We start from the raw sequence: 18,003 nt of genomic DNA on the forward strand, positions 1-18,003 counted from the left end.
GCTCCCCGGCCCTCAGGAGGCCCGACCGAGCGCCTCGATCGCGCCGATCACGAGATCCCAGAACCGGTCGCGGTCCAGCCCGATCCCGACGTTCGCGTTGGGCTCCCAGTCCATCCGCCGGTGGAGGTCGGCCACGGTTGCCCCCCGAGTGTGCGGGCCGTCCAGTTCGATCCGCAGGCCCACCCGCTCGTACGTCAGGACCGTGGGGTCGATCAGGTACGCCACCGTGATCGGGTCGTGCAGCGGCGGCGCCGGGAATCCCCACGTCTCGTGGTAGGTGGACCCGAAGAACGTGAGCAGCTCCACGCAGACGCGGGCGAGCGGGGTGCCGAGCGCTTCGATCCTGGCGAGCACGTCGGCGGTCACCAGCGCCTGGTGGCTGACATTGAGCCCGACCCACGTCGTCGGCACGCCGCTGCCGAGCACCTCCGCCGCCGCCTCCGGATCGGCGTACACGTTGAACTCCGCGTACGGCGTGTGGTTGCCGCGATCCGTGGAGCCACCCATGATCACGACTTCCCTGATCCGCTCGCGGTCCTCGGGGTGACGGCGGAGCAGCGTGGCGATGTTCGTCAGCGGGCCGATGGCCACCACCGTCACCGGCTCTGCGGCGGCCGCCAGCGTGTCGTGGATGAGGTCCACGCCGTGGCGGGGGTCGAGCGGGACGCTCGGCTCCCCGAACGCCGGGCCGTCCAGGCCGCTCTCCCCGTGCACGTAGTCGCCGATCTCCAGCGGCGCCGCGAGGGGGCGGTCGCAGCCGGCGGCGACCGGAACGCCGATGACGCCGGCCAGGCTCAGCATCCGCCGGGCGTTGAGCGCGGTCTTCTCCACCGTCTGGTTCCCCGCGACCGTCGCGACCGCGCGCAGGTCGATCTCCGGGTGGGCCACAGCGAGCAGGATGGCCATGGCGTCGTCGTGTCCGGGGTCGCAGTCGAGGATCACCGGGATCGGCATGTCAGATCTCCTTCGCGAGCCAGCGGACCGCCCGCGTGAACAGGGTGCGGTAGCCGTCCCAGGAGACGAACTCGTCCGGGCACCAGTGCGGCGCGATGTCGGAGGCCCAGGCGAGCGTGCGCCCGGCCCCGGCCTGCCGTACGGCGAGCAGGGGGTCGCCGCCGACGGTCGCAAGCAGCGTCGCGTCCCCGGGCAGCTCGAACCGGTTGTAACCGAGCAGGTCGGGCCACTGGGCGGGGAGTCCGGCCACGATGGGGTGGGCGTCGTCGGCGAGCAGGCCGGGCACGCCCTGCGGGGTCTCGACGCGGTCGTCGTAGCGGGAGATCCGGGCGGGGAGCACCCGTTCGACCGCCGTGCCGGCGAAGGCCGCCTTGGCCTCGAAGCCCTGGAAGCTCAGGTAGCCGCCGGCCATGGCGAGGCCGCCGCCCTGCTCCACCCAGTCGGCCAGCAGGTCGATCCGGTTGACGGTCTTCTCGCTGGACAGCCAGGTGGCCGGGTGCAGCAGGATGCTGTTGACCCCGATGTCGGAGAGCACGACCACGTCGTAGGCGGCCAGCGCCTCGGGCGTGCCGGGGAACAACGCGGGCACGTCGTGCGCGGGCAGATGGTCGACCTCGATGCCGTCGGCGACCAGGACGTCCCGCAGCGGATCGATTCCGGTGTGGTAGGTGGTCGAGGTGAACGCGTCGAAGCCCTTGTAGTGGGTCGACACGCTCACCCACGACTCACCGGCGACCAGCACGCGGGTCATGAAAATCGTCTCCTTCTCTCTCTGTGTGTGTGATCAGTGGCCGCGCGCGGCGGCGAGGAAGAGCTCGCGCGGGTTGCCCGCGAGCATCCGGATGGTGTCGTCGGCGGTCAGCCCGTGCCGGTGCAGGCGCGGGACGAAGTGAGTGAGGACGTGGGCGTAGCCGGTGCCGCCGTAGCGGACGAGCATGGTCTTCAGGAACACGTCCTGGGAGAGCAGGACCCGGTGCCCGAGCCCGGCGCGGACCAGCCAGGCCACCGCGGCGGCGTTCTCCTCGTCGCACGGGGACTGGCCCTCGCCCGGATAGAGGTAGTCCATGCCGCACATGTCGTAGCCGAGGTAGGCGCCGCGCAGGGCGAGGGACACCTGGTAGTCGCGGTCCGCCCCGCTGGGGTTGAGGTGCGAGAGCACGATGCCGGCGAGCAGGCCGCCCTCCTCGGCTATGACGTCGAGCACGCGGTGGCCGTGCCGCACCCAGCCGGGGAGGTGGACCGAGAGCGGCACGCCGGTCCGGGCCTGCGCCCGGGCCGCGCCGCGCAGCACCTTCTCCTCCTCGGCGGTGAAGTCCGGCGAGACGCCGATCTCGCCGATTACACCCGCGCGGACGCCGTCCACGCCCCCACCGACGCCCCCGCCGACGCCTTCGGTCAGGTCGCGCTCGATCTCGTCGGCGACGTCCGTCGCGGTCATCGAGCGGACCCGGGCCGGATGGGTCTTCTCCAGGTAGAAACCGCAGCCCATGACAATGTTCAGCCCGGTGGCTCGGGCGATCGCGACCAGCTCGGCGGGCGCCCGCCCGATCCCCTCGGGGGTCACCTCGAGCAGCGTGCGCCCGCCGCGCCCGGCGAACCTGCGTACCTCCTCGATCGCGGTCTCCGTGTCGTCCAGCGACACGTTGTCGCGGGAGAGGTACGGGTCGTGGCGAAGCCTGCCGAGGAACTCCGTCCGTACGGGCTCGCGGGCGATCAGCTCGCCCTCGGCGTCGCCCTCGGGCCCGGGGTGCCAGGCGCGAGCGCCGTCGTTGCGCAGGTGCTCGTGGCAGAGCGTGATCCCGAGGTCGTCGGGGGACACCGGGCCGAGCACGGTCGTCACGGCGGGAGTCCGGGCTGAGGACGTCATTTTCGTATCGCTCCGAACTTCGCCCACACCTTGCTGTTGGCGAAGATGGCCAGCAGCAGGATGCTGCCCTGGACGATCTGCACGTAGAACGGCGAGACGTGCAGCAGCACCAGGCCGTTGGCGATCACGCCGAGCGTGAGCGCGCCGAGGATCGTGCCGAGCATGCTCGCCCGGCCGCCGAAGAGGCTGGTGCCGCCGAGCACGACGGCCGTGATGACCTCCAGCTCGAAGCCGGACCCGGCGTTGGACGAGCCGGAGCTGAGGCGGGTGGCGATCAGCACGCCCGCGACCGCCGCCGCCACACCGGTCAGCACGTAGACCGTCAGACCGACCTTCCGCGTGTTCACGCCGGTGCGGCGCAGCGACTCGCCGTTGGAGCCGAGGCCGATGACATAGCGGCCGAACGGCGTCCGGGTGAGGACGAGCCAGCCGACGAGCGCGACGACCACGGCGAGGATGGCCGGGACGGGCACCCCGGCGATGCGGCCCTGGCCGATCTGGACGATCCAAAGGTCTCCGCTGATGGGGGTCGAGTATCCCTCGGTGGCGCGCAGCGCCGTACCCCGCATGATCGACAACATCGCGAGCGTGACGATGAACGGCGGGATGTTCTGGTAGGAGGAGAACCACCCGTTCACGAACCCGATCAGCGCGCCGAGCGCGAGGATCGCGACCAGGGCGAGGGTGGGGCTCCACCCGTGCTGCAGCACGATCGCGAGCAGCGACCCGGACAGCGCGACCGTGGAGCCGACCGACAGGTCGATGCCGGAGGTGCTGATCACGAACGTCATCGCGGTCGCGACGATCAGCGTGGGGGCCATCTGCCGCAACAGGTTGAACAGGTTGCCCGTCGTGGCGAACCGGTCGGCGGAGAACGCGAAGAAGATCAGTAGGGCCACCAGCACGACCGCGATCGCGATCGTCTGCGCATGCCGGCCGATGTGGGCGTTGGCCCGGGCCGACCTGGTGGTGACGACCCGCTGGCTGGTTCCGGTCCCGGTGGCGGTCACCGTCGGCTCCCCTCCTTCTCTCCCTCGTCGTGAGCGACGATCTCGGACACGAGCCGTTCGAGGCTGGTGCTCCGGGCGTCCAGGTCGGCCCTGAGCGTGCCTTCGTACATGACGCACAGCCGGTCGCAGACCCGGAAGAGGTCCTGCAGGCGGTGCGTGATGAGGATCACTGAGACGCCTTGGGCCGAGACGGTCTTGATCAGTTCGAGGACGGTCTCGACCTCGGCGACGGCGAGCGCCGCCGTCGGCTCGTCGAGGATGAGCAACTTGGGCCCGAAGGTCACCGCCCGGGCGATGGCGACCGCCTGCCGCTGGCCGCCGGACAGCCCTCCGACGGGGATGTCGGTCAGCGGAATCCGGATGTTCAGGGCGTCCAGGTGGCGCCGGGCGTCCGCGTGCATCTTGCGTACGTCGAGCATCATCCCGCCGGCCTTACGCGGCTCCCTGCCGAGGAACAGGTTCCCGGCCACGTCGATGTCGTCGCAGAGCGCGAGGTCCTGGTAGACCATTTCGATGCCCAGCTCGCGGGCGTCTTTCGGGCTGGCGAAGGCGACCGGCCGGCCGTCGAAGACGATCTCGCCGGAGTCCGGCACGACGGCGCCGGCCAGCACCTTCATGAGGGTGGACTTGCCGGCCGCGTTGTCGCCGACGAGCCCCACCACCTCTCCAGGGCCGACGCGCAGCGTCACGCCGCGCAGCGCGTCGACCATTCCGTAGCGCTTGCGGATGTCGCGCATGACCACTCGATCAACGCGACCCGGCTCTTGGTCCGTCATGTGAATCCCTTCGCCGCTTACTTGAAGGTGGCGCGGTACGGGTCGACGTTGTCCTTGGTCACGATCGTCACGGGCACGTCGATCTTCTTCTTTGCCTGGGCGCCGCCGACCAGGGCCTTGGCCTCCTTGACAGCCTCGTAGCCCTCGGTCTTCGGGTCTTGCTGGACCACCCCGGCGACGAACCCCTCGTCGATGCCGTTGATGGCCTCCTTGGTCAGGTCCCAGCCGAAGACCTTGACCCGGTCGGCCGCGTTCTGCGACTTCACCGCGGCGACCGTGCCGAGCAGGGCCGGCTCGCCCGTGGCGTACACGATGTTCATGTCGGAGCGGGAGGTGAGCAGGTTCTCCGCAGCCGTCATCGCGGTCTCCTGCTTGTTCTGCCCGTCGACGGTCTGCACGATCTTGGCGTCGGCGCCCTCGACGGTCTTGTTGAAATCGTCCTTGCGGATGTTCTGGATGAAGGAGTTCAGCGCGCCCACAACGCCGATCTTTGGTGCGGTCAGGCCCTGGGCCTGTGCCCACTTGTTGACGAAGTCGCCCGCCTGCCGGGCCGCCGCGGCGTTGTCCACGCCCACCTGGGTGTCCACAGCGGGCGAGTCGACGATCGCGTCCACGGCGACGACCTTCAGCCCGGCGTCCTTGGCGATCTTCACGGCGGGCTTGATGCCCTCGACGTCGATGGCGACCACGATGACCGCGTCGAACTGCTGCTGGACGAAGTTGTCGATGGCCTCGTTCTGCTTGGCCGCGTCGTCGTTGGCGTTGAAGATCGTGAGATCGACGTTGGCCTCCTTCGCCGCCTGCTGGGCGCCGGCGTTCATCTCGTTGAAGAAGATCGCCTGCTGGTTGATCTGGACGAGCCCGACCCGCGGCCGGTCCCCGCCGGAGCCCCCGGAAGAGCCGGAGTCGTCTGAACCGCCACAGGCCGCCGACAGCAGTCCGGTGGCCAGGATCGTCGTCGCCGCTGTCAGGCGGATGAACCTCGTGGATCGTGCCATGAGAGATGAGCCTTTCGGGGGGCGGGAAGGAGTGAGATCGATTGGGTAATCGATTACCCGGGTTTCGGGCATGCTAGTTCGCCTAAAAAGGCACGTCAAGGGTGCGTTTTCCCTGCAGAACCTCTAGTGTTGCCCGTGATCCTGGCCGCGACACGCTCGGCAAGGTCGATTGATAGTAAAGATCAAGGGAAATCGATTACACGATGGGCGTGACAATTCACGACGTGGCACGAGCGGCCGGCGTCTCCGTGGCCTCGGCCTCCCGTGCCCTCTCGGGGCGGCGCAAGGTCACGCCCGAGGTCGCCGAGCGGGTGGCGCGCGCCGTCGCCGAACTCGGTTACCAGCCGAACGCGGTCGCTAAAGCGCTGCGCGACCAGACCACCGGCACCATCGGCATGGTCGTCCCGGGCATCAGCAACCCGTTCTTCACCACGATCGTCGAGGCCGTGGAGCGCGAGCTGCAGAACTCCGGCACCGACCTGCTGCTGTGCGCGTCCCAGTACAGTCCACAGGTGGAGGCCCGGAGGCTGGAGACGCTGCTGGCCCGGCGTGTGGACGGACTGATCATCAGCCCGTGCGACATCGAGGCCAGTGTCCCCGCGGTGCTGGACGCGGCCCGCCGGGTGCCGCTGGTGCAGGTCGACCGCCACATCGAGGGCGGCGGGGCCGACTGGGTGGGCGTGGACGACGAGGCCGGGGTCACCCTGGCGGCCGAGCACGTGATCGCGGGCGGGGCCCGCTCGGTGTCCTTTGCGGGCAGCCGGCTGGTGAACTCCTCCGCCCGCTTGCGGCTCAGCGGGTTCGAACGTACCGCGGCGCGGGCCGGCGTGGAGGTCCTGCCGCCGATGCTGGGTGAGTTCACCGTCGAATGGGGCGTCGAGGCTGGGCGAAGGCTGCTCGACGCCGGCCGGCTGCCGGACGCGGTCGTCTGCGCGAACGACGAGATCGCCGTGGGCCTGGTGCGGTCGCTGCGGCTCGGCGGGGTGCACGTCCCCGAGGATGTGGCCGTGGTGGGGTTCGACGACGTGGGACACGCGACGATGTGCGACCCGCCGCTCAGCACCGTGCGCCAGCCGGTGGAGGAGATGGCGGCGGAGGCCGTACGCCTGCTCGGCCAGGTCAAGGCGGGCGACCCCCGGCCCGCACAGCGCATCGCCATCGCTCCCAGGCTCGTCGTACGGCAGACCAGCCGACCGGTGACGGCCGGCGTCGCAGAGTAAGTGACGAAGGAGGCATCGTGAACGAGGCGGTTGAACTGACGCGCGAGCTGATCAGGATTGACTCGGTGGGTGGGGGCGAGGCTGCGATGGCCGGTCCGCTCGCGAGACGGCTGTCGAAGGCCGGTTTCGCGGTGCGCACGCACGAGTACGCGCCCGGCCGCACCGGACTGGTCGCCCGCTGGGGGACAGGCGAGCCGGTGACGCTGACCGGGCACCTCGACACGGTGCCGCTGGGCGGGCAGGCCTGGCGGCACGCACCGCACGACGCGGAGATCGACGGCGATCGCCTGTACGGGCGCGGTTCGAGCGATATGAAGGCCGGCGTCGCCGCGCTGGTGATAGCCGCCGAGCGGCACGTGCGCCGCACCGGGCCGAAGGCCGCCCTGGAGCTAATCTTCACCGTGGGCGAGGAGACCGGCTGCGAGGGTGCGGTCGGCATGGTGGCCGAGGGGCTGGTGGGCAGGTCGCGTGCCCTGCTCGTGGCCGAGCCGACAGCCAACCGGGTGCTGCTCGGGCACAAGGGCGCGCTCTGGCTGGAGGCGACCACGCGAGGCACAACGGCGCACGGCTCGATGCCGCACCTGGGGGACAACGCGATCTACAAACTCGCCCGCGTGATCGGCGTCGTCGAGAAGTTCGATCCCGGGGTGCCGGAACACCCCTGGCTCGGTCCGTGCACGGTGAACGTGGGAACCGTGCGCGGCGGGATCAACGTGAACTCCGTGCCCGACCTGGCCGCCGTGACCATCGACCTACGCACCGTCGCCGGTCAGGACCACGGGCGACTTCGCGAGCGGTTGCAGGCCGCGCTCGGCGGCGAGGCGACCCTCGGCGTGCTCGTGGACCTGCCCGCGATCTGGACAGACCCGGACGATCCCTTCGTCCGGGCCCTGGTCGAGGCGGGAGCGCGTGCGCCCGGCGACCGCCCGACCGCCAGCTACTTCACCGACGCCTCGATCCTCACCGCCGCCTGTGGCGGGGCGCCCACGGTCGTGTGCGGCCCGGGTGAGCCCGAGCAGGCGCACGTCACTGACGAGTACTGCACGGTCTACCGCATCGAGGAGGCTGTCGAGATCTACACCGCCGCCCTTGCGCGGTTCGCCTGATCGTATGACGGCTCTGAGCCTGCCGATAATGTCATCCGGCCAGGTCATGGCCTTGCTGAGAACCGTCCCGGACCCGGTCACGGATCCGAAGCGAATCGGCGACCTGAACATACGTTGGTGGGACCGGCTCGGCGGGGCCGCTCACCACGGGGCTGCCCTGGCGTAGTGGTGTGGCCTGGCGGGTGACCGCGCTGTCGGCGGCCAACTCCGCCCTGTACTACTGCGAGCTGGCCTGGGTCGTTCCCCTGCTCCAGGAGAACGGGCTCGGCGCCGGAGCCGGGACGCTGCTCACCGTGATGATCTGCATCCAGGTGGTCGCGATGCTGGCCGTACTGACAGTGCTCGGTGAACGGCGCGACCTGCGTGTGGGGCTCGCGCTGACGGCGGCGCTGACCGCGCTCGGCTTCACCGGCCTGGCCCTCGGGCCCACTACGGTGACCTGGCTGTGGATCCTCGCCTTGGGCGTCGGGCACGGCCGCCTGTTCACCCTGGTGCTGACTGTGCCAGTAGCGGTCAGCCGCGACTCCGCTGAGGCGGGCAGAATCAGCGCGATGGCGTTTTTGTCGGGTACGGCTGCGCCGCACTGGCCCCCATGCTCGTGGGCATCCTGCGCGACGCCATGGCCGATTTCCGCCTCGCCTTCGTCCTCCTGGCCGCAGCGGCCGCACTGACCATCGTGCCCATCGCGCGGCTCCGGAAAGGGACGTCGCATTCATGACACGACTCGACCCTGCTGAGATCATCGCCCTGTACCACCGCGACCATGCCGGCCCGCCCTGGTCGGAGACCCCCGACCAACTCGACGCCTACACCGATCGCCTGGCGAGAACCCTGCGACAGCGCTCCTTCAGCGCGCGGGTCGAACGCGACCACGAAGGGCGGTGAACGGTGATTTCGGAGCCGCTGATGTCGACATGTGGACCGAGCAGTTCGACAGACCGGGCAACTCAGAGCGGCCCATGCCCACCTACACTCGGCCGGATCTCGCCCCGGGCGCGTGAGAGCGCAGGGGATCCTGTCGGTGCCGTCTTCACGGCGAGCTGGTGGCTGGTCTCGATATGCCCGTCCTCCAGCGGGCAGGTCAGCCAGCCGTACAAGCCGTCCTGGTAGGCCTCGTCGTCGTCCAGTTCGGCAGTGTGGCCGCTGGACCGGAACGGCTCGCCCTGGCCCCGAGGTCTGCGGGGCCGTCCGGACAGGGGCGAGCTTGTGGAGATCGCTACGGGGTCACGCCCAGACCTGCTTGCCGTGCGCGCATGATGGCCTGTGACCGGTCGGCCACCTGCAGTTTCGTGAAGATGGCCGAGACGTGGTTGCGGACCGTTTTCTGGCTCAGCCCGAGCCGGGCCGCGATCTGTGGGTTGGTCAGGTGTCCGGCGATCAGGCCGAGGATCTCGCGTTCTCGCTGGGTCAGGCCGGGCAGCTCCGGCTCGGGCCGATCGCTCGTGAAGTAGCCGGCCAGGCGGGAGGCGAGGGCGGGGCCGAAAACGGCGCCGCCGTCGGCCACCGCCTGCACCGAACGTACGAGTTCCGCCTTACGGGCCCCTTTGAGGACATAGCCGCGGGCCCCGGCCCGGACGGCGGCGAACACCGAGTCGTCGTCGTCGGACATGCTGAGCACCAGCACCCTGACATGGGGATGGTCGCGGACCAGCAGTTCGGTCGCCGCGATTCCGCCCATCCCGGGCATGTCCAGGTCCATCAACACCACATCCGGCTGAGCACGTCCGACCAGCGCGAGCGCCTGCTCCCCGCTGCCCACCTCATCGACGACCTCGATCTCGTCGGCCCCCGCCAGCAGCGTCCGCAACCCGGCCCGGAACCCCGGGTGATCGTCAACCACCAAGATTCTGATCATCGTCGCTCCCTTCCTGCCCGGCGGGCAGTTCGACCCGCACCCGGGTCCCGCCGCCGGGGCGTTCCTCAATCGTGCAGGATCCGCCCAATTCGGTGGCCCGTTCGTGCATCGATGCCAGCCCGACCCCTGATCCTGCTGGGCCGGCCACCCCAGGATCGGGCGGCGCAGCGGCCGGGACGGCAGGTGGGTGCTGTCCGATCCCGCAGCCGTCGTCGCTGATCTCCAGATGCAACCGCTCGCCGGCGATTTCGACACGCAGCTGTGCCCAGGTGGCGCCGGCGTGCTTATGTGTGTTGGCCAGGGCCTCGGTGGCGATCCGGTAGGCGGCCACCTCCGTGGCGGCGGGCAGGGCGGGCAGGTCGTCCGGGGCGTGCACGTCCACACGCAGCCCGGACGGCTGCCGGGCCGCATGAGCGCGCAACGCCCCGGCCAGCCCCAACGAATCAAGCGCGGGCGGACGCAGCCCGTCCACCAGTGTTCGCACGTCGGCCAGCGCGGCCTCGGCATCGCCGACGATATCGGCCAGCAGCAGCCGCGCCCGCTCGTCGCTCACCAGGTCGTGCGCCGCATCGGCCCGCATGGTCAGCGCAGCCAGGGTCGGGCCGAGCCCGTCGTGCAGGTCACGCCGCAGCCGCCGCCGCTCCTCCTCGCGGGCCATGACCAATCGCTCGCGGGAGCGACGCAGGTCGGCGGTCAGGCGTACGGTGTGCACGGCCACCGCGACCTGCCGGGTCAGGTCGGCCAGGACGCGCAAATCGCGGGGGCCGAAGCCGCTGTCGCCCGACCGGGGCAGCAGGATCAGGCCGCCGACCTGTTCGCCATTGTGCGTCAACGGCAGCCGTACCTGCTTCGCGTCGCTCGGTCGTGCCGGGTCGTTCGGCGAGTACGCGTACCGGGCGCCCTGGGCGGTTTCCACCGCCGCATACGGCAGGCGCAGCGCCTCGGCGATCGACTTGGCGATGCCGGGCAGCACGGCGTCGGGGCCGGCGGTGTTCTCCAGCCTGCGGCCCAGCCGGGTGAGCGCGGCGTACGGGTCGTCGCGCTCACCGTAGGTCAGCAGGTTGACCCAGCTCTGCAGGCGCTGGCGCAGCGGCGCGAACGTCAGCGCCACCAGCCCGGCGGCCAGGACCGAGACCGGCAGGTCCTGGGTGGGGAAGAGCGCGCCCAGATAGCCGACCACGAGAACGTACCCTCCAGTCACACAGCCCGACAGCAGCGCATAGACCAGGGTGCGATTGATCACCATGTCGATGTCGAAGAGCCGGTGTCGCAGGATTGCCACACCTATGGTGACCGGGATGAGTCCGGCGCCCAGGGCGGCGATCGACTCCCACACCGGGTCGTGGGCGGGCCACGCGGCGTCGGGGACCTCGTCGGTGAGCCCTGCCGTCAGCCTGGCCGCGATCACCAGCGCCTCGATCCCGGCGCCGTACAGCAGCCATGCGACCTGGCGGCGCTGTGCGCCGCCGCTGCGCAGCACCCGCATGCCCAGCTCCGCGGCGCCCAGGACGAACACCACCGGGAGCAGCGCGACCAGCACGCGCTCCACCACCGGCGCGACAGCGGCCAGACCCGGTACGCCGAACGGGTTGGGCACTCCGTCGCCGAGCCCTACCTGGGCGTTCTTCCCGGGGCTCAGTGCGCTCACCACGGCGGCGGCGGCCGCGGTGGCCACCGACGCCGCGATCAGCGGGCGTAGGGCGGGGGAGGAGAGCCGCCCGCCGGGGAAGAACAGCGGGATCAGGGTCGCCGCGACATTGGCCGGAACCCACAGCCATGTCTGAGGCCAGGCCAGTGCCGCGGCGAACGGCAGTCCGGGGTGGGTGATCAGGCCGAGAATCGCGTACTGTCCGCAGGCTTCGTACAGCGCGAAGCAGAAGGCGGTCAGCGCGAGCAACCGCCCGACCATGTGCCCGGGGCGTCGTGCGCAGATGAGGCCGCCGACCAAGGCACAGGCTGTCACGAACAGCAGATGCGGGACCGACATCGGACCGCCACCGTTGGCGACGGCCAGCGTGAGGGCTGTCGCCGCCAGAGCCAGGGTGAACGTGCACCACCACCACGCGGCCCGTCCCGCGGCCTTGACCGCCGGTTCCGGTTCTCCCGCAGCCGCCGTCACTACCCCTCCGATCAGTCGCCACACGCTATCTGCTCATGAGCCCAGCCGGCTGGGACGCTGTCCCAGGACAAGGCGGACTTTCCGGTGCCGACCGCCGGGCGGCGCGGACGTGACCTGATCGATGCGCAGCAAGAGCCCTGGACGGTGAACATGTCGCGCCGCGACGCCGGGCAAGCGCATGGACCGTGTCCTTGAACGTGGCGGACCGTCCTAGGGCATGGGGGACATTCTTCCTGGCCGAACAGGACCAGAGCCCAGGCGATGCAGGACCGGTTCCGGCTTTGCTGAACGGGTGCTGAAGAATCCTGACAAGTTTCGCCGGGTGGCAGCCGGCCTCGCCCTGTTCGCCTGGCCGGTGCTGGAGTTCCTGGCCTTCCTGACCACGCCCCCGGCAACTCATCACGATCCCGGCATCTTCCGCGCGAACGCGACGGCGGTGCAGGTCAGTGCGCTGCTCTACGTCTGGGCGGTGCTCAGCCTCATCCCGGTCGTGCTGGCCATGGGGCACCTGCTGCGCGAACGCGCCCCTGCGGTGAGCGGGATCGGGACCGCGCTCGGACTGGTCGGCGCCGGTCTCGGGCTGACGCTGTTCACCACCGACTTCTATGACCTGGCCCTGGCCCAGGCGCTGCCCGACGCCCAGGCCGAGGAGGTCACCCGACAGGCCAACGAGCTGTGGGGTTTCGTGTACGGCATGCTCCTGCCTGGGTTCGGGCTGCACATCGCCCTGCTCACGCTGCTGATGACCCTGGCCGTGGTCAAGGTCGTGCCCTGGTGGGTGCCGGTCGCTGCGCTCGCGGGCACTGTCGTGCCGTTCGTGACCATGGCGCAGGCGTCCGTCGTGCAGTCCACCGGTGCCCTGCTGCACCTGGCCGCCTACGGTTGGATCGCACTACGCGTGCTGCGCATGTCAGACATCGAGTGGCGCGGCGGGGCCAAGGACCCACACGCCCTGTCCCCATGAGTTTCAGGCGGCGCCCGCTTGGTTCTGGCGGCGAGCAGTCATCCGGCGGTGCCGGACATGGTCGCGATCGTGCCGCGTGCGGCGGCGAGTTGATTCTGTGCCAAATCGCCTATCTTGGCATTGAATCGAACGGCCGCCGTGCTGCTGATGCGTTCACCATGGCGGCGCGGCTGTTGCCGACGTCGACGCCCACTGCGGCCGCGGCTTGCCGAGCTTGGGTGTTCAGCACCGCAGAGGGCATTGGCCGGCGGCACAGGCAGTACGGGGCTCTCATCGCGGGCAGCAGGATCAGCGGCAGGGCTGAAACTGACTGCCCTACCTCCCCTTCCGACACCGAGCTCGCCTCCTGTGGTCAGGCTGCCTCGATTCCTTCAGATCGGCCCCGGTTATGAGGTTGAGGTTTGACCTGGGGAGATGGCCCAAGGGGGTGGAGGAGTGCGTGGCTATCCGAGTAGGGACCTCATCGCGTCGGTGGCTGATCGTCTCGGCGGTACTGCTGCCGTGGCGTGACAGCCTGCCGAACACCAGTGTGGCCCTCGTCCTGGTCGTGGGCGTGGCGGTTTCACAGCTCGCCGCCTACGCCCGCCGCATGCGGGTGGTCACCATCATCAGCGCAGGCTACCTGAAGCACATCTACGAGACCGCCGAACTTGCCCAGGCATCCGCGGGAGCCCACGCGATGGTCGAGCACGTCCGCGACCAGATCGTCGAGATCCTCGGCCTGAAGGGCTGTCGCTTCGAATACGGCGGCTTGACCCGCCTCCCGGGGGAGGCGGGTTCGGTCCAACCCAGTTCCCAATGCGCTGCAAGCCCCCGCAGCGAAAACATTGGCATCGCCTCCCTGTAAAGGATGAGATATGCGCGTATGGAGAGTTCTGATATCGGCGGTCGTGTTGTTGCTGGCCGGAGTGGTTCCGGCTCAGGCCGACGCACTGGCCGACAGCCCGACGGTCTCGGCGACGCCGATCGGGATGGAACCGCCCTCGTACAACGGCCTGTGCTGGGCAGGGGTGCCGTTCACCGCCACCATCGCGATCACCGCCGACGGCCCGGGCACCGTGAGCTTCCGCTGGGCCTGGGGCACGTGGGACTGGAGCCAGGTGGTCTTCACCGAGGCCGGCACGAAGACGGTCAGCACCTCTCCCATCAAGATGTACCGGGGCACGGGCCCGCAGAGCCTGACCATCAGGGTGTCCGGCGCCAACACGACGACAGCAGTCGTCCCGTACGAGATCGGCTGCACCGACCCCGTCCTGGGCGCACCGCAGATACAGCCCGCGAAAGACTACATCGGGCGCTGCGGCTCCGACGTCGTGCACACGGTCAGCGCGCAGATCAGCTCTCCCATCGCACAGACCGTCCGCTACCGCTGGCTGGACGGCTGGGAGCAGCCGCTGCCAGGCGTGGACGCCGGCGAGCGCGAGGTCGTGTTCACCGAACCAGGCACCAAGACCGTCAGCACGCCCCTTCAACGCGTTCCCTTGCCAGGCAACTCCTGGAACGATGTCGAGTTGCAGATCGACAGCCCCAACAACGACCAAAGCGCGTTGTACTTCCGGACGGTCTGTGTGAAAGCGGAGTTCACCTCCATGACCCGCACCGCCGGCAACTGCAAAACCGGGGCTGCCTTCAAGTTCAAGCTGGACGGCTACATCGAGAGCAACAAGATCGGCGAGATGGCCTACGCCTGGGCGCATCAGGAGAGTCTGGACGCCGACTGGGTTCGCGACCCGTGGACGCCCATGTCGTTCATCAGCACCAACAGCCCCGGCCGCCAGAACGTGACACGAACGTGGACTGCTCCCGGGGACGGGCTGGGCGCGTGGCGGCTGGAGATCCTCGGCTCCAACGGCACCGTCGTCTCACAGCCCCTTACCTACTACGTCCCCTGCGGGCTCTGATGCTCCTCCATGTTGCTGATGGCACGTGCGCTCACGCCGGAGGCGTACGACAGCTCCTCGATGGTCAGCTTCGCCCTGTGCCGGAAGCTGCGCAACAACGCCCCGAAGATCGTCGTCGGCGACTCGCCCTCGACGGGATCCATGGCGTCCATCCCACGCTCCTCGGCTCATCCCGCGCCCTTCATGCCTTTCGCGGTCGAAGTTACGATGAGAACGCCTCCACGACCTGACTCGCTCTGCGCCATTCTTTTCTCCTTGTGCCAGCGCCGTGGCTCCCGAGGACCGGGCGGAGGCGATCCGGGAGGACATCTGGCGTCAGGTCGTCCGGGTGGAGATCGATCACCACCCGGACCAGGAGCGCATCTCGGCCGTGGGCGCCATCACCAACTCGGCCCGTTGAACATCTGCTCGGTACGCTCCAACGCCACGACCGTGCACCGGACCCGGCCCTTGGTGCGCGACGACCTCGAACCTTCGGCCTTCGTCAGCCTGCAACTGTCAGGCACCAGCATGGTGATCCAAGGAGGACGCGAAGCCGTACTCAACCCGGGCGTGTGCGGTGCCAAAACGCGAACACTGCTGTTGAGCTGGCCGTTTGCCGGATGGTCAGGCTGCTCTGCGGTACTCGCTAATCAGCCCGGTGACGGTCCTCCGGCGGTGGATCCGGGTGGCTACGTCGATCACTTCGCTGGGGTCGTGCAGCGGAGGGCGAAGGGTGCGGCCCTGATGCGGGCGATGATGCTTGAAATGGTGTTCGTACTCGGTCAGGACCTTGCGCAGGTGCCGCTCGCCATGGATGAACTTCAGGATCGTCAGTGTCGATGTCGCCGACCCGGACGCCGGAGACCTCGCCGATGCGCGCGGCCGTGCATGCCGCGAAGATGACGATGTCTCCCCAGCCCTGACACTTGCCTCTGGAGCGTTCTATAAGCGCCTGTGCCAGCCGTTCCAGTGCCGCCCGGTTGGGCAGCGCCGGCGTTCGCGGGTCGTCCAGCTCGTCCTCGGCCCGCTTGTACTCGTGCTGCCAGCCCGTCACGCGAGCAGGGTTGCGGTCGATGATGCCGTCCCGGACGGCCTGCTCCATGACGCGGACCAGGATGGCCAGGCTGTTCTTCACCGTGGAGCGGCTGCATTCGTCCGCGATCCATCCGTGCACGACCCGGTCCACAAGACCGTTGGTGATCATCCGTACGCCCAGGTGTCCAAGAGCGGGGACCACGCGTTTGCGCCATCCCGACATGTACGGAGCGAGGGTCTTGGGCTCCAGGCCGCGCACCGCCAGGGACATCACCCCCTCGCCGTACTCCTCGGGCGGAGGTTCGCGGTCGTCGTGTGCTTGCCTGCGGGTGTGGCTGACCGGAGCAGTGGAGACGGGCGCGCTTGCGCCGATCCTGGCCTTGCTGCCGTCTCTGGCGGACCCTTGTGCGGACCATGCTCAGGAAGCGGTCAACAGCAAGCACTGCCCCGGTCGTCAAGCTGGTCAACACCGTGAATGTTCTGCTGCTGCGCTACCTCAACGCCTCCAGCACGCTCGGGCAGGCGCTGCCCTGCCCTGCCTCTGACTTCGTGCCCCTGAGCGTTGGCGTGGCCGACGAGGCTGCTTGCCTGTGCTTCCTTGTCGGTGGGTGGATATCCCAATGGACTCGGCGTGACTCACCAGACGGCACCTGCGGCTCCTGTCCCCCTCCGTGCCGTCTCGGCGACGCACTCCAGCCACGCCGGGGTGCGTGAGTGCGCGCCCTGACCTTCGAACGCCGGCCTGCCCTCGTGCCGCACCAGTCCTTTCGATCGGTCCGGAGCGCTCTTGTCGCCCCTACCGAAGGCTGAGGGTGAGTCAGGGGCGCGCGTTGCTCGGGGTGGATGTGCCGGCGTCCGGCTGGTCACGGGCCGGCGGCCTTGTGCCCGCACGGCGCGTCGACGTCGTGCTCAGTGAACGGCTGCCTCCTGTTGTTACGGGGCGGCAGGCGATCGCGGACGCCGACAGAAGTCTGGAGGCGGCTTTGGGCGCGAGGGCGCTTCGTCCTGGCCAACCGGATCGTTACGTCGCGGTGTTCTCGGCCGGCCGGTGGACTCGCTGCCGCGGTCCTGTGCGAACCAAACCGGGAGCCGGTCGAGGTCATAGCTTTAGGTGTCTGTGTGACCACTGATGGTGATAACTCTGGGGTGATCAACAAACAGCAGATCGTGAGCGCCCTGAGCGCCGCGCCGCCGGTCGTCCTGTCATCCAGCGCCAGCTCCAGGGCGGGCGCCACCACCACCGCTCCACCCGCCGCGGAGTGGAGCGACCGCTGGCCGCTGCCCGGCGGCACCGCGTGGGTGTACTACGGCGAGCGGAACCAGGGCCTGACGCGACCGGTGCTCCTGGCCGACGGCTTCGGGGCCGGGCCCAGCGACATCGACGAGCTCTACGACGGCCTGGAGCGGCGCGCCTTCCCGCTGATCAGCGAGCTGCGCCGGCGCGGCCGCGACGTCGTCATCATCGGCTACGACGACCGCGGCGCCTCCATCCTCGACAACGCGCAGACCGCCACCGCTGCGATCCACCGCGCCGCCGCCGAGCGGCTCGGCGGCACCCGCCTGCTGGCCGGCGGGTTCAGCATGGGCGGCCTGGTCACCCGCTACGCCCTGGCCCGGATGGAGAGGCAGCGCATCGACCACCAGGTCGGCGTGTACTTCTCCTGGGACACCCCGCACCGCGGCGCCTACGTGCCGATCTCGCTGCAGGCGTTCGCGCACCACATCAACGCCTACGACGCGCGCTTCGCCGACCTGTTCAACAGCTCGGCCGCCCGCCAGCTGCTGGCCTGGCACCTGCCCGGCACTGACGGCGTGCCCGGCGTCGACCCGCTGCGCACGCAGTTCCTGCGCGAACTGGAGTCCGTCGGCGGCTGGCCGCGCATCCCGCGCCTGCTCGCCGTAGCCGACGGCGCCGGCAACGGGGCGGGCAACGGCACCGGCGCCGGGGAGAGCGCGCTGCTGGGCACCGGCGACCTCATCACCGGCACCGACCTGCGCACGCAGCCCAAGGCGCCGGAGACCCTGGCCGGCCTGCTTCGCCTGGTGACGCCCGACGTCATCGAGGTCCAGGCGCCGGGCGTTCCGTGCGTGGACGGCGCGCCGGGCGGCATCCTGGCCGGCTTCAAGATCCTCGCCGACGCGCTCAACGCCATCGCCGAAGCCACCGGTCTCGGCCTGGACGTCGACAATCCGATCGCCGGGCACTGCTTCGTCCC

At 69.7% G+C, this 18,003-nt stretch carries 19 protein-coding genes and 1 pseudogene; 10 read left to right on the forward strand and 10 right to left on the reverse strand.

Annotated features, from left to right (window positions below; all coding sequences use genetic code 11):
* Positions 1-12: 12 nt before the first annotated feature.
* The 6 genes from ACWCSU_RS48410 to ACWCSU_RS48435 are packed head-to-tail and all read right to left on the reverse strand — an operon-like array spanning position 13 to position 5,605.
* Positions 13-954, reverse strand: a complete 942-nt coding sequence (locus ACWCSU_RS48410) for a nucleoside hydrolase (RefSeq protein ID WP_449943407.1) — start codon at positions 952-954, stop codon at positions 13-15.
* A 1-nt stretch (position 955) separates the two neighbouring features.
* On the reverse strand, positions 956-1,705 hold the full coding sequence (locus ACWCSU_RS48415) for a glutamine amidotransferase (protein ID WP_449943410.1): 750 nt from the start codon (positions 1,703-1,705) through the stop codon (positions 956-958).
* Between the two features lie 33 nt (positions 1,706-1,738).
* On the reverse strand, positions 1,739-2,794 hold the full coding sequence (locus tag ACWCSU_RS48420) for a phosphotriesterase family protein (RefSeq protein ID WP_449943413.1): 1,056 nt from the start codon (positions 2,792-2,794) through the stop codon (positions 1,739-1,741).
* Between the two features lie 23 nt (positions 2,795-2,817).
* The gene (locus tag ACWCSU_RS48425) at positions 2,818-3,831 is read right to left on the reverse strand and encodes an ABC transporter permease (RefSeq protein ID WP_352365658.1); all 1,014 of its coding nucleotides are present in this window, start codon (positions 3,829-3,831) and stop codon (positions 2,818-2,820) included.
* Complete coding sequence (locus ACWCSU_RS48430; RefSeq protein WP_352365660.1) at positions 3,828-4,568, reverse strand: ATP-binding cassette domain-containing protein; 741 nt, start codon at positions 4,566-4,568, stop codon at positions 3,828-3,830. Before ACWCSU_RS48430 ends, ACWCSU_RS48425 begins: the two co-directional genes overlap by 4 nt.
* A 56-nt stretch (positions 4,569-4,624) precedes the next feature.
* Positions 4,625-5,605: a substrate-binding domain-containing protein gene (locus ACWCSU_RS48435; RefSeq protein ID WP_449943418.1), complete on the reverse strand. Its 981-nt coding sequence runs from the start codon at positions 5,603-5,605 to the stop codon at positions 4,625-4,627.
* A 203-nt stretch (positions 5,606-5,808) separates the two neighbouring features.
* On the opposite strand from ACWCSU_RS48435, the gene ACWCSU_RS48440 reads away from it, so the two are divergent.
* The 4 genes from ACWCSU_RS48440 (at position 5,809) to ACWCSU_RS48455 (ending at position 8,816) form a co-directional block, all read left to right on the forward strand.
* On the forward strand, positions 5,809-6,825 hold the full coding sequence (locus ACWCSU_RS48440; RefSeq protein ID WP_449943420.1) for a LacI family DNA-binding transcriptional regulator: 1,017 nt from the start codon (positions 5,809-5,811) through the stop codon (positions 6,823-6,825).
* 17 nt (positions 6,826-6,842) lie between these two features.
* Positions 6,843-7,931, forward strand: a complete 1,089-nt coding sequence (locus ACWCSU_RS48445) for a M20 family metallopeptidase (RefSeq protein WP_449943423.1) — start codon at positions 6,843-6,845, stop codon at positions 7,929-7,931.
* Positions 7,932-8,101: 170 nt separating this feature from the next.
* Entirely contained in the window at positions 8,102-8,602 is a 501-nt protein-coding gene (locus ACWCSU_RS48450) for a hypothetical protein (RefSeq protein WP_449943424.1), read from the forward strand.
* Between the two features lie 43 nt (positions 8,603-8,645).
* Positions 8,646-8,816 (forward strand): hypothetical protein, encoded by a 171-nt coding sequence (locus tag ACWCSU_RS48455; RefSeq protein WP_449943427.1) that lies wholly within the window; start codon positions 8,646-8,648, stop codon positions 8,814-8,816.
* Positions 8,817-9,147: 331 nt separating this feature from the next.
* Here ACWCSU_RS48455 and ACWCSU_RS48460 read toward each other — a convergent pair whose 3' ends face one another.
* Together ACWCSU_RS48460 and ACWCSU_RS48465 are read right to left on the reverse strand one after the other, a co-directional pair.
* Positions 9,148-9,786, reverse strand: coding sequence for a response regulator (locus ACWCSU_RS48460; RefSeq protein ID WP_449943430.1), 639 nt, complete (start codon positions 9,784-9,786; stop codon positions 9,148-9,150).
* Positions 9,764-11,905, reverse strand: a complete 2,142-nt coding sequence (locus ACWCSU_RS48465) for a GAF domain-containing sensor histidine kinase (RefSeq protein WP_449943433.1) — start codon at positions 11,903-11,905, stop codon at positions 9,764-9,766. The genes ACWCSU_RS48460 and ACWCSU_RS48465 overlap by 23 nt, the downstream gene beginning before the upstream one ends.
* Before the next feature lie 322 nt (positions 11,906-12,227).
* Here ACWCSU_RS48465 and ACWCSU_RS48470 point away from each other — a divergent pair, with 322 nt between their 5' ends.
* The 3 genes from ACWCSU_RS48470 (at position 12,228) to ACWCSU_RS48480 (ending at position 14,770) form a co-directional block, all read left to right on the forward strand.
* A complete protein-coding gene (locus ACWCSU_RS48470) occupies positions 12,228-12,869 on the forward strand; it encodes a hypothetical protein (RefSeq protein ID WP_449943436.1) in 642 nt (213 codons plus the stop codon).
* Between the two features lie 439 nt (positions 12,870-13,308).
* Positions 13,309-13,716, forward strand: a complete 408-nt coding sequence (locus tag ACWCSU_RS48475; RefSeq protein ID WP_449943439.1) for a hypothetical protein — start codon at positions 13,309-13,311, stop codon at positions 13,714-13,716.
* 10 nt (positions 13,717-13,726) lie between these two features.
* A complete protein-coding gene (locus ACWCSU_RS48480; RefSeq protein ID WP_449943442.1) occupies positions 13,727-14,770 on the forward strand; it encodes a hypothetical protein in 1,044 nt (347 codons plus the stop codon).
* Here ACWCSU_RS48480 and ACWCSU_RS48485 read toward each other — a convergent pair.
* Positions 14,749-14,922, reverse strand: coding sequence for a helix-turn-helix domain-containing protein (locus tag ACWCSU_RS48485; protein WP_449943445.1), 174 nt, complete (start codon positions 14,920-14,922; stop codon positions 14,749-14,751). The genes ACWCSU_RS48480 and ACWCSU_RS48485 overlap by 22 nt on opposite strands.
* A 116-nt stretch (positions 14,923-15,038) precedes the next feature.
* Here ACWCSU_RS48485 and ACWCSU_RS48490 point away from each other — a divergent pair, with 116 nt between their 5' ends.
* Both ACWCSU_RS48490 and ACWCSU_RS48495 read left to right on the forward strand, forming a co-directional pair.
* Positions 15,039-15,170: a hypothetical protein gene (locus tag ACWCSU_RS48490; RefSeq protein WP_449943447.1), complete on the forward strand. Its 132-nt coding sequence runs from the start codon at positions 15,039-15,041 to the stop codon at positions 15,168-15,170.
* Positions 15,167-15,262 (forward strand): annotated as a pseudogene (locus ACWCSU_RS48495) (hypothetical protein); the annotation flags it as partial. The gene ACWCSU_RS48490 and the pseudogene ACWCSU_RS48495, both read left to right, overlap by 4 nt.
* A gap of 136 nt (positions 15,263-15,398) precedes the next feature.
* Here ACWCSU_RS48495 and ACWCSU_RS48500 read toward each other — a convergent pair.
* Positions 15,399-16,058, reverse strand: coding sequence for a hypothetical protein (locus tag ACWCSU_RS48500; RefSeq protein ID WP_449943463.1), 660 nt, complete (start codon positions 16,056-16,058; stop codon positions 15,399-15,401).
* Between the two features lie 875 nt (positions 16,059-16,933).
* Here ACWCSU_RS48500 and ACWCSU_RS48505 point away from each other — a divergent pair.
* A partial coding sequence (locus ACWCSU_RS48505; RefSeq protein WP_449943450.1) for an esterase/lipase family protein occupies positions 16,934-18,003 on the forward strand: 1,070 nt, incomplete at its 3' end.

The organism is Nonomuraea sp. NPDC001699, assembly GCF_053596455.1.

Coding starts and splice junctions, on each gene's coding strand:
- ACWCSU_RS48410 (WP_449943407.1), bottom strand. CDS start 954: ATGCCGATCCCGGTGATCCTCGACTGCGACCCCGGACACGACGACGCC.
- ACWCSU_RS48415 (WP_449943410.1), bottom strand. CDS start 1,705: ATGACCCGCGTGCTGGTCGCCGGTGAGTCGTGGGTGAGCGTGTCGACC.
- ACWCSU_RS48430 (WP_352365660.1), bottom strand. CDS start 4,568: ATGCGCGACATCCGCAAGCGCTACGGAATGGTCGACGCGCTGCGCGGC.
- ACWCSU_RS48435 (WP_449943418.1), bottom strand. CDS start 5,605: ATGGCACGATCCACGAGGTTCATCCGCCTGACAGCGGCGACGACGATC.
- ACWCSU_RS48440 (WP_449943420.1), top strand. CDS start 5,809: ATGGGCGTGACAATTCACGACGTGGCACGAGCGGCCGGCGTCTCCGTG.
- ACWCSU_RS48455 (WP_449943427.1), top strand. CDS start 8,646: ATGACACGACTCGACCCTGCTGAGATCATCGCCCTGTACCACCGCGAC.
- ACWCSU_RS48460 (WP_449943430.1), bottom strand. CDS start 9,786: ATGATCAGAATCTTGGTGGTTGACGATCACCCGGGGTTCCGGGCCGGG.
- ACWCSU_RS48480 (WP_449943442.1), top strand. CDS start 13,727: ATGCGCGTATGGAGAGTTCTGATATCGGCGGTCGTGTTGTTGCTGGCC.
- ACWCSU_RS48485 (WP_449943445.1), bottom strand. CDS start 14,922: ATGGACGCCATGGATCCCGTCGAGGGCGAGTCGCCGACGACGATCTTC.
- ACWCSU_RS48500 (WP_449943463.1), bottom strand. CDS start 16,058: ATGTCCCTGGCGGTGCGCGGCCTGGAGCCCAAGACCCTCGCTCCGTAC.